The 16,100-nt window shown below is 69.2% G+C and carries 11 protein-coding genes; 6 read left to right on the top strand and 5 right to left on the bottom strand.

What is annotated here, in order from left to right; translation table 11 throughout:
- Nucleotides 1-43 precede the first annotated feature (43 nt).
- From uca to LTT66_RS14370, 3 genes are all read left to right on the top strand, one after another.
- On the top strand, nt 44-3,595 hold the full coding sequence (uca, locus tag LTT66_RS14380; protein ID WP_233069246.1) for an urea carboxylase: 3,552 nt from the start codon (nt 44-46) through the stop codon (nt 3,593-3,595).
- Complete coding sequence (gene atzF / locus LTT66_RS14375) at nt 3,596-5,320, top strand: allophanate hydrolase (RefSeq protein ID WP_233067602.1); 1,725 nt, start codon at nt 3,596-3,598, stop codon at nt 5,318-5,320.
- 159 nt (nt 5,321-5,479) lie between these two features.
- Nucleotides 5,480-6,718 carry an FAD-dependent monooxygenase gene (locus LTT66_RS14370; protein ID WP_233067600.1) on the top strand — a complete coding sequence of 413 codons (1,239 nt, stop codon included), beginning with the start codon at nt 5,480-5,482 and terminating at the stop codon, nt 6,716-6,718.
- Between the two features lie 129 nt (nt 6,719-6,847).
- Here LTT66_RS14370 and LTT66_RS14365 read toward each other — a convergent pair whose 3' ends face one another.
- Together LTT66_RS14365 and LTT66_RS14360 are read right to left on the bottom strand one after the other, a co-directional pair.
- Nucleotides 6,848-7,438, bottom strand: a complete 591-nt coding sequence (locus LTT66_RS14365; protein ID WP_233067597.1) for a TetR/AcrR family transcriptional regulator — start codon at nt 7,436-7,438, stop codon at nt 6,848-6,850.
- A gap of 39 nt (nt 7,439-7,477) precedes the next feature.
- Nucleotides 7,478-8,704, bottom strand: coding sequence for a cytochrome P450 (locus tag LTT66_RS14360; protein WP_233067595.1), 1,227 nt, complete (start codon nt 8,702-8,704; stop codon nt 7,478-7,480).
- A 788-nt stretch (nt 8,705-9,492) separates the two neighbouring features.
- Here LTT66_RS14360 and LTT66_RS14355 point away from each other — a divergent pair.
- On the top strand, nt 9,493-9,888 hold the full coding sequence (locus tag LTT66_RS14355; protein WP_233067593.1) for a VOC family protein: 396 nt from the start codon (nt 9,493-9,495) through the stop codon (nt 9,886-9,888).
- An 11-nt stretch (nt 9,889-9,899) separates the two neighbouring features.
- On the opposite strand, the gene bla is transcribed toward LTT66_RS14355, so the two are convergent.
- From bla to LTT66_RS14340, 3 genes are all read right to left on the bottom strand, one after another.
- The gene (gene bla, locus LTT66_RS14350) at nt 9,900-10,814 is read right to left on the bottom strand and encodes a class A beta-lactamase (protein WP_233067590.1); all 915 of its coding nucleotides are present in this window, start codon (nt 10,812-10,814) and stop codon (nt 9,900-9,902) included.
- 101 nt (nt 10,815-10,915) lie between these two features.
- Nucleotides 10,916-12,376: a catalase gene (locus LTT66_RS14345; RefSeq protein WP_233067588.1), complete on the bottom strand. Its 1,461-nt coding sequence runs from the start codon at nt 12,374-12,376 to the stop codon at nt 10,916-10,918.
- A gap of 63 nt (nt 12,377-12,439) precedes the next feature.
- On the bottom strand, nt 12,440-12,865 hold the full coding sequence (locus LTT66_RS14340) for a Fur family transcriptional regulator (protein ID WP_233067585.1): 426 nt from the start codon (nt 12,863-12,865) through the stop codon (nt 12,440-12,442).
- Between the two features lie 538 nt (nt 12,866-13,403).
- Between LTT66_RS14340 and LTT66_RS14335 the strand changes: the two genes are divergently transcribed.
- A complete protein-coding gene (locus tag LTT66_RS14335; RefSeq protein ID WP_233067583.1) occupies nt 13,404-14,645 on the top strand; it encodes an APC family permease in 1,242 nt (413 codons plus the stop codon).
- A gap of 94 nt (nt 14,646-14,739) precedes the next feature.
- The gene (locus LTT66_RS14330) at nt 14,740-16,089 is read left to right on the top strand and encodes a serine hydrolase domain-containing protein (RefSeq protein WP_233067581.1); all 1,350 of its coding nucleotides are present in this window, start codon (nt 14,740-14,742) and stop codon (nt 16,087-16,089) included.
- Nucleotides 16,090-16,100 lie beyond the last annotated feature (11 nt).

Below are 16,100 nucleotides of genomic sequence, written 5' to 3'. Positions count from 1 at the left end.
TACGGTGCTGGTCGCCAACCGCGGCGAGATCGCCTGCCGCATTATGCGTACCGCGCAGACGCTCGGATTGAAGACGGTCGGGGTGTACTCCGACGCCGACGTGGGCGCCGCCCATGTCGAAATGGCCGATGTGGCGGTGCATCTGGGTGCGGGCCCGGCGGCGGAGTCCTATTTGCGCGCGGACCTGGTGGTCGAGGCGGCGTTGGAGACCGGAGCCGGGGCGATCCATCCGGGTTACGGATTCCTCTCGGAGAACGCGGATTTCGCCACCGCGGTGTCGGACGCGGGAATCGCGTTCGTAGGACCGACTCCCGAGCAGCTGCGCGTCTTCGGTGACAAACACACCGCCCGCGCGGCGGCACGCGCGGTCGGCGTGCCGCTCATTCCGGGCAGCGATCTGCTCGAATCGGCTGATCACGCGGTGGCGGAGGCGGAGCGGATCGGCTTCCCCGTGATGCTGAAGGCGGTCGGCGGCGGTGGCGGCATCGGTATGCAGGCTTGCTTCGGCCCGGACAAGGTGCGCGCGGCCTACCAGCGCGTTCAGCGCATCGCGGCGTCGAACTTCGGTTCGACGGGTGTCTTCCTGGAACGGTTCGTGGCACGCGCCAGGCATGTCGAGGTGCAGTTGTTCGGCGACGGCCACGGCCGCGTTGTCAGCCTCGGCACCAGGGACTGTTCGCTGCAACGCCGCAACCAGAAGGTGATCGAGGAGGCGCCCGCGCCGGGACTCACCGCGGGGTTGGCCGAACACCTGCTGGCCGCGTCCCGCGAACTCGCCCGCTCGGTCGGGTACCGCTCGGCCGGGACGGTGGAGTTCGTGTACGACACCGACGACGGCACCGCGTCGTTCCTGGAGATGAACACCCGCCTTCAGGTCGAACATCCGGTCACCGAAGCGGTCACCGGCGTCGACCTGGTGGCATGGATGTTGCGCCTGGCCGGCGGCGACAGCTCGATGGTGGACGAACTACCCGAGAGCGGACCGGCGATCACCGGCCATGCGGTGGAGGCGCGCGTCTACGCGGAAGATCCCGGCCACGATTACCGCCCGAGCGCGGGTCTGGTCACGGCCGCGCACTTCCCGGCCGACGTCCGGGTCGACACCTGGATCGCCACCGGCTCGGAGGTCAGTCCGTACTACGACCCGCTGCTGGCCAAGGTGATCAGTTCGGGCGAGAGCCGGACGGACACGTTCGCCGCATTGCGCACCGCGCTCGTCGCGACGCGGATCTACGGCGTGCAGACGAATCTGCCCCAATTGCGCCAAGCAGCGGGTGACGCCCGGGTGCTGGCCACCGAGCACACCACCACGACGCTGGCCGAGATTCGCCCGGTCGGGCGGCGCATAGATGTGCTGCGCGGCGGCACGATGACCACGGTGCAGGACTATCCGGGCCGGATCGGCCTGTGGGAGGTCGGTATTCCGCCGTCCGGCCCGATGGACGACCTCTCCTTCACCCTGGCCAACACCGCGGTCGGCAATCCGGTCGGCGTCCCCGCGCTCGAATGCACCTTGCAGGGGCCGCAATTGCGTTTCTCCGACACCACCGTCGTCTGCGTGACCGGCGCGCCGACCCCGGTACTGGTGGACGGCCACCCGGTGGCCATGTGGGAGCCGCTCACCGTGGCCGCGGGTGCGGTGCTGGATATCGGCGCACCCACCGACACCGGACTGCGCACCTATCTGGCGGTGCGCGGTGGTATCGACGCCCCGCTCTACCACGGCAGCGCGGCCACCTTCACCCTCGGCGGATTCGGCGGGGTGACCGGAAAGGCCGTCGCCACCGGTGACGTACTCGGCATCGCCCCGGCCGCCGCCGACGCCCTCGGCACGCCCGCGACGGTGCCGCCGGGTGACCGGCCGGAATTCACCCACGACTGGCAACTCGCGGTCGGGGTAGGTCCGCAGACGGCGCCCGCGTACTTCACCGACGCCGACATGACCCAGTTCTGCACGCACCCGTGGCGGGTCGCCAGCCACGCCAACCGCACCGGCATCCGCCTGGAGGGGCCGAAACCGGCCTGGTCGCGGTCCGACGGCGGGGACGCCGGGCTGCACCCGTCCAACCTGCACGACAACCCCTACAGCGTGGGCGCGTTGAACGTCTCCGGTGACACGCCCATCCTCCTCGGGCCGGACGGCCCCAGCCTGGGCGGCTTCGCCTGCCCGCTCACCGTGGTGTCCGCGCATCGCTGGCGGATGGGCCAGTTGCGTCCCGGCGACTCGGTGCGCTTCGTGCCGGTCGATGACGAGCAGGCGGCCGCGTTGCGCGCCTCCGACAGCAGCCGCGTTCCGGATCTGGTCCCCGCTTCCGCTACGGCCCTGCGTGATCGCGGCGTCCTCGGCGGTATCGAGGCGGTGCAGGACCGGCCGGGTGTGCGGTACCTGCGCGGCGGGGACGACAACGTCTTGGTCGAATACGGCGAGATGGTGCTCGATCTCGGACTGCGCATGCGGGTGCACGCACTGTCCGAGGCGCTCGCGGGCGCCCGGTTGCCCGGCATTCTCGACGTGACCCCCGGCGTCCGATCCCTGCACATCCACTTCGATCCCGCGGTGCTCCCACAGTATCGATTGCTCGGCACGTTGGCCGATCTCGAACTCGAGCTGCCCGCCACGACCGACCTGGTGGTGCCGAGCCGCACCATCCGGCTGCCGCTGTCGTTCGACGACCCGTCCATCGCCGAGGCGATCGACCGCTATCGCAGCGGCGTGCGCGACACCGCGCCGTGGCTGCCGTCGAACATCGAGTTCATTCGCCGCATCAACGGGCTCGACAGCGTCGAGGACGTGCGCGCCACCGTGTTCGACGCCGAATACCTGGTCCTCGGCCTCGGTGACGTGTATCTGGGTGCGCCGCTTGCGGTTCCGCTCGATCCGCGACACCGTCTGGTCACCACCAAGTACAACCCGGCGCGCACGTGGACCCCGTCCGACGCCGTCGGCATCGGCGGCAAGTACTTGTGCGTCTACGGGATGGCTTCTCCCGGTGGTTACCAGCTGATCGGCCGCACGGTGCCGATCTGGTCCAGCTATCGGCAGTCCGCGCCGTTCGAAGCGGGCACGCCCTGGCTGTTCCGGTTCTTCGATCGCATCGTCTGGGAGCCGGTCGGCGCCGAGCAGTTGCTCGAATACCGTGCGGCGGCCGAAGCGGGCAGATTCGACGCGGAGGTGAGCGAGGGCAGTTTCGCCCTCGCGGACCATATGCGGCTGCTGCGCACCGAGGCCGACTCCATCGCCGAGTTCGAGACCAGGCAGGCCGCCGCGTTCGAGGCGGAGAAGCAAGCGTGGCGGGCGGCGGGCGAATTCGAACGCACCACCGTCGCGCCGGTCGCCGCGCCGGTCGAGGACCCGCTGGCCGGACTACCCGCCGACGCGGGTGTGGTGACCGCGCCGATGGTCGGCAACGTCTGGCGGGTGGAAGTCGAACCGGGCCAACATGTCACAGCCGGTGCGCCGGTCGCCGTCCTGGAGGCGATGAAACTCGAATTACCTGTGCACAGCCCAGCCGACGGCACCGTGCTGAAGGTCCTGACCACCCCCGGCGCCAAGGTGGAGCCGGGTACTCCCCTAGTCGTGATCGGAGTCGACTGAATGCCCCCAGGCGTCCTAGGCAACACCGCCGGCCCCGTCGAACGCGTCGCGGCCGCCTATCGGCGGATCGCCGAGGTCGATCGGCCGGAGGTGTGGATCACGCTGCGACCGGAACCCGAGGTCGCCGCCGAAGCGGCCGCGCTCGCGCAGCGGGTCGCCGCCGGGGAGACCTTGCCGCTGGCCGGACTGCTGGTGGCGGTCAAGGACAACATCGATGTGGCCGGCCTGCCGACCACCGCGGCCTGCCCGGAGTTCGCCTACCTGCCGGAGGTGACCGCGGCGGCGATCGAGCGATTGACCGCGGCGGGCGCGCTGGTGCTGGGCAAGACGAACCTGGACCAGTTCGCCACCGGGCTGGTCGGGACGCGCAGCCCGTACGGGGCGGTGCGCAACGCGCTGGACCCGGAGCTGGTGTCGGGCGGGTCGAGTTCCGGTTCCGCCGCGGCGGTCGCGCTCGGGGTCGCCGACATCGGCATCGGCACCGACACCGCCGGGTCCGGTCGCGTGCCCGCGGCGCTGCACGGGATCGTCGGCATCAAGGCCACGCTCGGTGTGATCCCGGCACACGGGACCGTGCCCGCCTGCGCCGATTACGACACCGTGACGGTCTTCGCCGCCGACCTCGACCTGGCGGTGACCGCGGCCGCGGTGATGGCGGGACCGGAGCCGCGCGATCCGCGCAGCCGGAGCTGGCCCGCCGACGTCCGGCTGGCCGCCCCGCTCGCGCCGCGCGTCGCCGTGCCACGCGCGGAAGATCTGGCCGCGCTCAGCGAGCCGTATCGGGAAGCTTTCGCTCGCACCGTCGCCGGGGTTGCCGACGCGGGCGCGAAAACCGAGGAGATCGACATCTCCGCCCTGCTCGACGCCGCGCTGCTGCTCTACGACGGCGCACTTGTCGCCGAACGCTATGCCGCGGTCGGCGCGTTCCTGGACACCGCCCCCGCGAGCGCCGATCCCACGGTCGCCGCCATCATCGGCGCCGCGCGAGCGAAGACCGGCCCGGCGTTCGCCGCCGATCTCGACACGCTGGCCCGCGCGAAAGCGACGGCGGCCGAATTGCTGCACGGCTTCGACGCACTGCTGTTGCCGACAACCACCGAGCACCCGAGTATCGCCGCGGTGCAAGCCGATCCGATCGCGATCAACCGGCGGATGGGCACCTACACCAACTTCTGCAATCTGCTGGACATGGCCGCGGTCGCCGTCCCCGGCGCATCGACCGCCGACGGCGCGCCGTTCGGAGTCATGCTGGTCACCCCGGCATTCGCCGATCAGGTGGCGATCGACCTCGCTGCCCGCCTGCTCGGACTCGACAGTGCGCCACTACTGGTCGATCGTGGTGTCGACCTGGCCGTCTTCGGGGCCCACCTGCGCGGACAACCGCTGCACTGGCAGCTCGAGCAGCTCGGCGCCCGCTTTCTCGGCGGCATCCGAACCACCGACGCCTACCGCCTCACCGCACTGGACACCACGCCGCCCAAGCCGGGACTGGTGCGGCACGGACCGGGCCGCGGCGCTCCAATCGAAGGCGAACTCTTCCGCGTCTCCACGGCCGGACTGGGCAGCTTTCTCGCCGAACTGCCCCCTCCTATGGCCCTGACCAGCATCGAACTCGCCGACGGCCGCGACGTCGTCGGCTTCAGCTGCACTCACGAGGCCGCGAGCACCGCTACCGACATCACCCACCACGCGAGCTGGCGCACGTACCTGCAACATCGTTCCTAGCTCCGGCAATCCGCCGATAGGCCGTGGTAGCGAGAGTCCCTCGCCACCACGGCCATTCTTCGGCCCCACACTCAGACATTTGTGCTAGACACTTGTGCCAGCTTGTGTTAGACATATGTCTGAGACATTTGGTCAACCCAGTGGGAGTCGAGGCAAGTCATGAGCGCCAAGTCCGTCAGCAGTCAGCTCCGCGTACTCGTCGCAGGCGGCGGCATCGGCGGCAATGCCGTCGCGCTGCAACTGCTCCGGTCCGGTATCCGGGCCACCGTGGTGGAGCGCGCCGCGGCGCCACGGCCGGGCGGGCAGGCCGTCGACCTGCGCGGACCGAGCCGGGAAGTGGCCGAGCGCATGGGCATGATGCCCGGCATCCGCGCATACCAGCTCGACGAGCGCGGCATGAAGTACGTCGACGACGCGGGCCGGGAGATTCTCCGCATGTCCGCCGAACTCTTCGACGGCAAGGGCGCGGTCGCCGAAATCGAGATCACCCGTGGCGATCTCAACCAGGTGCTGCTCGACCTGCTCGCCGCGGAAGGCGGGGGCGATTACCGGTACGGGGAGTGGATCACCGAGATCCGGCCGGACGACGCGGGCGCCGACGTCACATTCGCCTCCGGCGGCGCCGAGCGATTCGACATCGTGATCGGCGCGGACGGCCTGCACTCCGCCACGCGCCGGATGGTGTTCGGCCCCGAGGAGGAGTTCGCGACGTACTTGGGCGGGTACATGTCGTTCTTCACGCTGCCGCGGCCGCAAGACCTGGAGCCGCACTGGTTCACGATGCATTCGCTGGTCGGAGCAACGGGATTGGGCATGCGGCCCGACGCCGACCCCAGTACCTGCAAGGCGCTCGTGGTGATCCGCGCCGCGGCGGATCCGGCGCTGCGCCGGGACGTCGCGGCACAGCAGCAGTTCATCCGCGAGCGCCTGGCCGGCGGCGGCTGGGAGTCGGCCCGCATCGCGGCGGCCGTGTCGGAGGCGCCGGACTTCTACTTCGACGAGCTGGCCAGGATCGACATGCGGAGCTGGGTTCAGGGCCGGGTGGTCCTGCTCGGCGACGCGGGATACTGCGGCTCACCGCTCACGGGGCAGGGAACCGCCATGGCGCTGGTGGGCGCGTACGTCCTGGCCGGTGAGCTCGCCGCGCACGCCGACAACCCCGGAGCGGGGCTGGCCCGCTACGAAGAGGTGCTGCGCCCCTTCGTGCAGAAGGCCCAGCAGTTGCAGCCGGGCGGTCTGAGCGCCATGACGCCCAAGTCGCGCTTCGGCATTCGCGCCGGACACGCACTGAGCAGGGTGATGATGTCGAAGGCGATGCGTCCGGTCATGATGCGGATGCTCAGCAAGACCGAGACCTACGATCTGCCGGACTACGCGACGGTGACCGTCGGCAACTGAGTCCGTGAGCCGTCGGCGCGTGCGGCGACCGGGATTCGGCGCGCCTGGTCGGGAGCACGGTACGCCAGAGCTCGGCTGCGGATGCGACCGGACTCGGTCAGGCTGCTCGCGGTCGATGACGTGCCGAGATCAGTCGATCACGGTGCGCTCGTCGAGCAGGAACGGCAGCACGAAATTCCGCAGCATCGCTCGCTCGTCGTCTTCCCCCGCACCGGGCAGCGTCAGCAGCGACACCATCGCCCGCACCACCCACTGACCGACGCGCTTGGCGGCGAGCGCGGACAGCCCGGGGCGGAATCCGGCGACGAAGTCCGTGGCGAGCGCGTCGACAACGCCCGGCGAATTCGCCAGCTGGGCGACGATACCCGCGTTGGACGGTTCGAACCACACCGCCAGATGCGGCGTTTTGCGCACCTCGGCGAGCAACGCGGTCAACGTGCCGAGCAACGGCTCCCCCGGCTCCGCGCTCGCGGGCACCGCCCGGTCGCGCCAGACCCGCTCGACCAGCTGACGCGCCTCCCGGCCCGCGAACCCCACGTAGAGCGCCTGGCGATTCTCGAAGTAGCGGTACAGCGTCGCCCTGGAACAACCTGCGGCGTCGGCGACTTCGGCCATGCCGACACCGCTGACGCCCTTGTCGATGAACAGCGCGCGCACCGCGTCGAGGATGCGCTCAGCGGCCAGCTCGGCGCGGCCGTCGGCGAGCCAATCGCCACTCATACTGTGTGTCCCTTCCGGCACGATCGAGGCACTCCGCGGTCACGCCGTGCACCGGAACGGCACAGTAGTCGGCCTGCGGACATACGGACCGTTCGCATACTCGACCGCGTCGATGTCGACCACGTACTCAGGGAACCGATCGAGCAACTCCTCGAGCGCGACCCGGGCTTGCATCCGCGCGGCGGCCGCGCCGAGGCAGTGGTGCGGGCCGTGCCCGAAGGTGAGGATGCGCTGCGGATTCCGGTCGATGTCGAGGTCGGCGGCATCCGCGCCGAACGCCTGCTCGTCCCGGTTGGCGGACCCGAACACCAGCAACACCTTGCGTCCCGCGGGCACTGTCTTCCCGGCCAGTTCGACCTCGCGCGTCGTCGTGCGGGCCAGCCCCTGCACCGGCGAGGTCAGCCGGGCGAACTCCTCCACCGCGACGCGAATCCGGTCCGGTTCCGCCGCGAGCGCGGCGCGCTGATCCGGATGCCGTTGCAGCAGTTGGACCGCGCCGCCCAGCAGGCCCGTAGTGGTGTCGTTGCCGCCCGCCACCATGGTCCAGGTGTAGGCGAGGATCTGGACCAGGCCGCGCACGTCCGCGTCGTCGGCGGCCATTCCGGCCTGGACGAGCAGTGACACGGTGTCGTCACCGGGATCGGTGCGCCTGCGTTTGATCAGCTCCGCGAAGTACCCCATCATCTCCGCCGACGCCGCCTGCGCTTTGGTGTTCGTCCGATCGATGCTGCCCGCGACGACGGCGTCGGTCCACCCGTCGAACCTCGCCCGGTCCTCTGCGGGCACCCCCAGGTAGTACGCGACCACCATGCTCGGCAGCGGCTTGAACAGCTCTTCGACGATGTCGCCGCCGCCGTGGGCCGCGATGTCGTCCAGCCGGTCGCGCACGAACCGGCGGACCACCGGCTCGACCTCCCCGACCTGGCGCGGCGTGAACCCGCGCGCGACCAGTTTGCGAAAGTCGCTGTGCTGCGGCGGGTCCTGCATCACCAGTGGCGGGTTGTCGGTCAGGCCGAGTTCGTCGAGTTCGCCGTATTCCACCGTCAGGCCGTCGCGGGAGGAATACGTGTCGCTGTCGCGCGCCGCCGCGTAGACGTGCTCGTGCCGGGTGAGCACCCAATAGTCGTTTTCCGGGCGCGCGGGCGGTACGACGTGCTGCACCGGATCGTGCTCGCGCAGCGCCGCGTACATCTCCCACGGAGAGGCCCACGTGGGCCCGGAGCGAAGTTCGAAGACCGGAGCTGGCTGATACGCAGCGTTCACCATGTATCGACCGTAAGACAATACAAGCGAAGTGTCTAGAACGGGTTTCAGTTCGGCGGGCCGGTCACCCTCACCACCGGCCCAGCCGCGCTCCTCGTCGGACACGGCGCCGCACACTCGTCGGTTACCTTCGGCAGCGGCAACGACCGTCTCGTTGCCGGTCAGCTCCGGGAAGAGCCGGCGCGAGCGATCGCTGCGCGTCCCGCGCCCACCGGGCCGGCCACCCCTCGTAGACCGGCCCGGCGGACTGCACCCCCGAGAGCCCGACCTGTCACCCCTCGAGACAGGTCGTTCCCCGGTTCGCACCTCCGGCGGAGGCTTGTCCTCCCTGCGGTACAAAGAATGCAGGCGCGGGCTTGGCGCGCACTTAAGAACACCTTGCAAGATCAAAATCGCAGGTGAACGGGCTTTACCAAGTGGTGACCAGGCAAGCGCCTACCGCCCGGCCCCGGATCGCGGGATGATGGTGACAAGTGCGCCAAGGAGATTGGGAGCGACGATGGAAACCGTGGTGGTCTGGATTCTGGCCAGCCTGCTCTACTGGTGGGGCCTGCTGTAGGTGTCCGAACCTGGCCGCCCACCCGGCCAGGTCTACTACGGCACGTCGCAGAGCCCCTCTGTTCGAGGTCTCGCCGATCGGGCCTCGGCACAGCCGGTGCGACTGTCAGCCGTGACGGAATCCGTCAGATACACCGCGTCGCGTGTCGGATCCCGGCGTACAGCCCGGCAGAGCGGGCCACGGCGCACGGCGTCACTCCATACTCGGACCAGTTGTTCGAGAAGGAGTGAAGATGCTTACTGTCCTGCCCATCAGGTACGTCGCGGACGTGGACGCGTGCCGAACGTTCTACGCCGGTCTCGGCCTCGCGCTCGACCCGGATGCGAGCCTCGATGTCTGGGCGCAACTCTCGGGCGACGCGGGCGCGGTCGGGGTCCACGACTTCAGGGTGTCGAAAGGGCGCCCGGCCGGTTCGGTCGAGCTCGGTTTCGCGACCGACGAGAAGTTGGAAGTGGTCGCCGACCGGCTGCGGGCTCGCGGCTACGACTACGAGATCCACGACGAGGACTTCGGTCGCAGCCTGCGGGTCGTCGATCCGGACGGCGTGACGCTCCAGATCCAGGAGATCGATATGGAGGTCGCGAGGACCTCCGAGTCCGCCTTGCCGGGGCACACGCGCAACGAGTGACACCCTGGCTGTCACCGCAGACGGTCTACGACCGCCTTCGTCACTTCCGCCAGCAGGGCGTTGTTCACCTCGGCGTCCAGGTCCGCCTTGCGGCTCTGGATCGCGATCACGATCGGCGCCCGGCCACCCTCCGGCCAGACGACCGCGACGTCGTTGGCGCAACCGTAAGAGCCGGTGCCCGTCTTGTCGCCGGTAACCCAGCCCGCGGGCAGCCCGGCGCGGATGCGCTCGGCGCCGGTGGTGTTCGCTTTCAGCCAGGTGATCAACTGATCCCGTTCCCGCGCACCGAGCGCGTCGCCCAGCACCACCGCGCGGTAGTCCGCGGCGAGAGCGGCCGGAGTGGTGGTGTCCCGCTCGTCACCGGGGATCGCGGTGTTGAGTTCCGTTTCCCAGCGGTCGAGCCTGCTCGTCGGATCGCCGAGCGTGCGCAGGAACGCCGTGAGCGCCTCCGGTCCGCCGAGCTCGCGCAGCAGCAGGTTGCCCGCGGTGTTGTCACTCCGGGTGATCGCGGCCTCCGCCACTTGCGCCAGGGTCATTCCACCGGCCACCGCGGCGCTGGTCACCGGCGAGTGCTCGACCAGATCCGCCTCATGGAATCGGATCACCCGCTCGAAGTATCCCGTATCGAGCGGATGCGCGTGCAGCAGTGCGGCGGCCGCGAGCGTCTTGAAGGTGGACAGGAACGGGAAACGCTCGTCGGCGCGATGGGTCACCGTCTCGCCGGTACCGGTGTCCACGGCGGACAGCCCTACCTGCGCACCGTAGCGAGCCTCCACCTCGTCCAGGCTCGCGTTCGCGGCGGGACCCGCTTGGACGCTCGAGGCGGCCGAGCCGAGCTGCGCCGCATCGGTTTCCGCACCGCAACCGGCCAGTAGCGCCAATGCGGCGGCCAGTGCCACCCGATAGTCGCGTGTCAGCCGAGACATGCCATCACTCTGACATCCCGGCACTCACCGGGCAAACAGGATCGGCAGGACACGCCGCAGGCAGGTGCACGCCGTCACGCGCACCTGCCCGCGAGCGGCGATCAGTCGGCGAGCCCGGCGCGCACGCCCTCCTCGACCCGCTTGCCGAGGTCGGCGTCCACGTTCTTCCAGTACTCGAAGACCCGGCTGAGCACCGGCTCCCGCACTCCACCGAGCACGTGGCCGACGATGTTGTCCACCAGCCGCTCGCGCTGCGCGTCGTCGAGCACCTCGCGCACGAGGGCGCCCGCCTGGGTGAAATCACCGTCCTGCGCGTGCTGGATGTAGCCCGCCCGGACGATGGCCGGGTCGAAGTCCCAGATGCCGCCGTCGGACGCCCGCTCCGGGTCGGCGTGCGGGCCGCCGTACGAATTCGGCGCGTAGACGGGGACATTCGGGTCGTTGTAGTGGTAGCGCATGCCGCCCTCCTTGGAATAGGAGTTCACCTCCGCCGCCCTGGCCTGATTCGGCGGCAGCTGCGCGTAGTTCGTGCCGATGCGGTAGCGGTGCGCGTCCGCGTAGGCGAAGACGCGGCCGAGCAGCATCTTGTCCGGCGAGAAGCCGATGCCGGGAACGACATTCGACGGCTCGAACGCGGCCTGCTCGATGTCTACGAAGTAATTGCGCGGGTTGCGGTTCAGCGTCCACTTGCCGACCTCGATCAGCGGGTAGTCCCGATGCGACCACACTTTGGTCAGATCGAACGGATTGAACCGGTAGCCCTCGGCCTCCGCGACCGGCATGACCTGCACGTACACCGTCCAGCTCGGGAACTCGCCGCGCTCGATCGCCTCCCACAGATCCTTGCGGTGGTAATCGGCGTCCTCGCCCGCGATCCGGTCGGCATCGGCCTGGGTCAGGAACTCGTTGCCCTGGTCGGTCTTGAAGTGGTACTTGACCCAGAAGCGCTCGCCGGCGGCATTGATCCACTGGTAGGTGTGCGATCCGTAGCCGTTCATGTGCCGGTAGGTCTTCGGGATGCCGCGGTCGCCCATCAGCCAGGTCACCTGATGGGCGGTCTCCGGGCGCAGGGTCCAGAAATCCCACTGCATGTTGTGGTCGCGAAGACCGTTGCCGGGCAGGCGCTTCTGCGACCGGATGAAGTCGGGGAACTTGATCGGGTCCTTGATGAAGAAGATCGGCGTGTTGTTGCCGACGAGGTCGTAGTTGCCGTCCTCGGTGTAGAACTTCACCGCGAAACCGCGCGGGTCCCGCCACGTGTCCGGACTGCCCTGCTCACCCGCCACGGTGGAGAACCGCGCCAGCGATTCCGTGCGCGCACCCGGCTGGAACAGCTTCGCCTTGGTGTACTTGCTGACGTCGTTGGTCACGACCAGCTCACCGTAGGCACCCGCGCCCTTCGCGTGCACGATGCGTTCGGGCACCCGTTCGCGGTTGAACTGGGCCAGCTTCTCGATGAGGTAGTGGTCGTGCAGCAGGATCGGGCCTTGCGCGCCCGCGGTGAGCGATTCGTCGTCGCTCTCGACCGGAATTCCGGTGTTCGTGGTCGTCGGTTGGGTCATGGAGTCTCCTCGGCTGGTGAAGATCGTCCCGGGCGGGCTGCCCCGGGCATGAGGGGTGGACCGCTACTCGGAACGGCACGTCGGGCACAGTCCCCAGAAGACGACCTCGGCTTCATCGATCACGAATCCGTGAGCGTCCGAGGGGTCCAGGCAGGGGGCCGCGCCCACAGCGCAGTCGACGTCGGCGACCGCACCGCAGCTTCGGCACACCAGATGGTGGTGGTTGTCGCCGATCCGGGTCTCGTACAACGCGGACGAGCCCGCAGGCTCGATCCGGCGCAGGATCCCGGCGCGCACGCAAGCGTGCAAGACGTCGTAGACCGCCTGCGTCGATACCGAACCCAGCGCTTCCCGGACGGTGGCGGCCACCGTGTCGGCATCCGAATGCGGCCGGGCGACGACCGCGTTCAGCACCGCGAGCCGCGGGGCGGTAACCCGCAGACCTGCTGATCGCAACCACTCGCGTGGGGCGGTGCCGTGGGTGTGCATGCTTCGAGTCTCGCCCTTTTCTGGAATAAGTCAAGAAAAGGATCTGGACTCGTTCAAGAAAAGAGGGGACCCCGAGAGCCGCTCCTGCCGGCCAGGACGCGCCGATCACTGCCTCCAACAGGGCCGGAAGAAGTGGCGAGCGTCACAAAATGGCGCCGGAATAGGTTGCGCGGGCCGGTGGTTGAACACCCTGTCGGCGTCCGGACAGCCCCGGGCCGCACCCTTTGTCGCTACGAGCGACCACCCGCCGAGAGGCGCTTGTGGGACGTCGACACCCAACGTCGGCGTCCGGACAGCCCCGGGCCGCACCCCTTCGTCGCTACGAGCGACCACCCGCCGAGAGGCGCTTGTGGGACGTCGACCACGGATGTGACGCCGGCATGGTGTCCGAACTCGCAGCGCCGCCAGGTTCCTCGCGAATCCGGCGGCGCTGTACCGTACTCGGCTGAACGCGCCCCGTCCTTGCGTCGAACCTCGTGGTCTTCGCCGAGTCGTACCCGCGCTGCGGCGGCGGGGATGGTGCGGAAGGATGCACCTCATGGCGTCGCAGGACGGGACCTTGCACCGGAGGCTCGGGCTCACCGATTCGGTGGTGATCGGCTTGGGGGCGATGGTGGGGGCGGGGATATTCGCGGCGCTGGCGCCCGCGGCGGCCTCGGCCGGGAGTTGGTTGCTGGTGGCGCTCGCGGTGGCGGCGCTGCTGGCGTACTGCAACGCGATGTCGTCGGCGCGGCTGGCAGCGCTGTATCCCGTGTCCGGTGGAACGTATGTGTACGGCCGGGAGCGGCTCGGACGGTTCTGGGGATACCTCGCGGGGTGGGGATTCGTCGCGGGGAAGACGGCCTCGTGTGCGGCGATGGCGCTGACAGTCGGTAGTTACGCCTGGCCCGAGCAGGCGCATGCCGTGGCGGTCGGGGCGGTGGTGGCGATCACCGCCGTCAACTACACCGGGGTGCAGAAGTCGGCGTTCGCGACCCGGATGATCGTCGCGGCGGTGCTCGCGGTGCTGGCCGTGGTGATCGTGATCGGGCTGGCCGGAACGCACTCGGCGGCAACGGTCTTGCCCGGCCGGATCGGTCCGCGCGATGTGCTCACGGCAGCGGGACTGCTGTTCTTCGCGTTCGCGGGATACGCCCGCATCGCCACGCTCGGCGAAGAGGTGCGCGAACCGCGACGCACCATTCCCCGCGCCGTCATGATCGCACTCGGACTCGCCCTCGCGGTCTACGCGCTGGTGGCGGTCGCGGCGCTGAGTGTGCTCGGTTCGGGCGGACTGGCCCAGGCCGCCGACCCGCTGGCGCGCGTGGTCAGTGCGGCGGGCGTTCCGGCGGCCGCTCCTGTGGTGCGGATCGGCGCGGTGCTCGCGGCGGCCGGATCGCTGCTCGCGTTGATTCTCGGCGTATCGCGCACGGCGCTCGCCATGGCGCGGGACCGCTATCTGCCGGGAGCGCTCGCCGCCGTGCATCCGCGGTTCGGGGTGCCGCACCGCGCGGAACTGGTGGTCGGCGCGATCGTCGCCGTGGTCGCCGCGCTTTTCGATCTGCGCGCGGCCATTGGATTTTCCTCGTTCACCGTGCTCTTCTACTACTTGATCGCCAATATCTGCGCCGCCACGTTGACCGCCGAGGAGAATCGCCCGCCCCGGTGGATACCCGTGGTCGGCGCGGTGGGCTGCGTCGTCGTGGGGTTCTCGCTGCCCCTCGACTCCGTGCTCGCCGGGCTCGGCGCACTCGCGCTCGGCGGTGCGTTGTATGTGTTGGGCAAGCGCTACCGCCGATAGCCGCCGACCGATGCCGATATCGAACGTCCAGTTACCCGCCACACACCCCGCCTATTGACCGCGTCAACAGGCCGAAGAGCGCTAGCCTTTGCGCATGGGGCGTTTCGGTGGATTCCTGGCGGGAGTCGCGGCGGTTTCGCTGGTGGCGGGCAACCTCTTCGCCGGGAATGCGGTCGCCGCGCCCGGTGATCAGGTGCGCTGCGCGGTCACCTCGGGACGTGATCTGGAGCGGGCGGCACCGGAACAGGTCGGGCTGGATTCGGTGAAGCTGCAGGACGCGTTGACGTTCGCGGCCGGGCGAAACCGATTCAACGTGCAGATATTCCGGCACAACTGCCTCATCGGCGAGGGGCTGACCAACAACCAGACCGGCAATGTGGCATGGAACATCTGGAGTTCGACCAAGAGCGTCGTCTCCTTGCTCGCCGGGATTGCCTCGGATCAGGGAAAACTCGATCTCGACGCACCGATCGACCGCTATCTGCCCGCAGGGCTCGGCGACGCGAAGCACCGGTCGATCACCATCGAGAACCTGCTCACCGAGACCTCGGGTATGCGGGTCGGCGTGCTGACCGAGGGTGTCACCGGCGTGATCCCGATCGACCCGGACAGCCCGGTGCAGGCGCTCGGGGTGCCGCTGGACAATCCGCCGGGCACCGTCTTCACCTACAGCCAGCGCAATGTCGACCTGCTGGCCTACGTGCTGGAACTGGCCGTCGGCGAACCCATGCAAGAGTTCGCGCAGCGTGAACTGTTCGATCCCCTCGGCATTCTCCGCAGCGACTACTACTGGGCCCGCGACCGCTCCGGGAACACCTACGGCTACGCCCACCTGATGATCCCGCCGAACGATTTCGCGAAGCTCGGACTCCTGGTGAGCAACGACGGGCGCTGGGGCGAACAGCAGATCGTCTCCCTCGACTACCTGCGGAAGGCACGCACGCCGTCACCCACGAACGCGTGCTACGGATACCTGTTCTGGCTCGGGAGCGGTTGCGCCGAGATCGCGGACTACCTGCCCCGCGACGTGTACGCGATGGCCGGCCTGGGGCTACAGAACGTCTTCGTCATCCCGAGTCTGGATCTCACAGTGGTGTGGACCGGCGTCTTCGGAAACGTCAGCAGTCAGGGCTTGTCCGGAGTCGTGCAGAACACGCAGGAATTGCCTTACGAATTCTTCCGCAAGGTGTTCGACGCCTTCTACGACCGGCCGGTGCCCGACCCGGGCCCGTACGTCGAGCCGCCGTTGCGGTTGGACCCGCGGCGCTTCGTCGACGCGGACATTCTGATCGCGGTGTTCGGAATCGGGCCCGCCGCCTACCCTGGCTGCAATGTCTTCTCGTGCCTGAATCAGCCGCTCGCACCGCCGTTCGCGGACACCCCGCCGGGTTGCGCCATCCTCGCCTGCCTCGGCACCGATCCGCGCACCCCCGGCATCCGCTGAGCGGCCCCCGT

This window comes from Nocardia gipuzkoensis, assembly GCF_021183645.1.
Taxonomy (GTDB): domain Bacteria; phylum Actinomycetota; class Actinomycetes; order Mycobacteriales; family Mycobacteriaceae; genus Nocardia; species Nocardia abscessus.
Note: the sequence above shows the minus strand (reverse complement) of the source record. Positions and strands in the feature narration are given on the sequence as shown.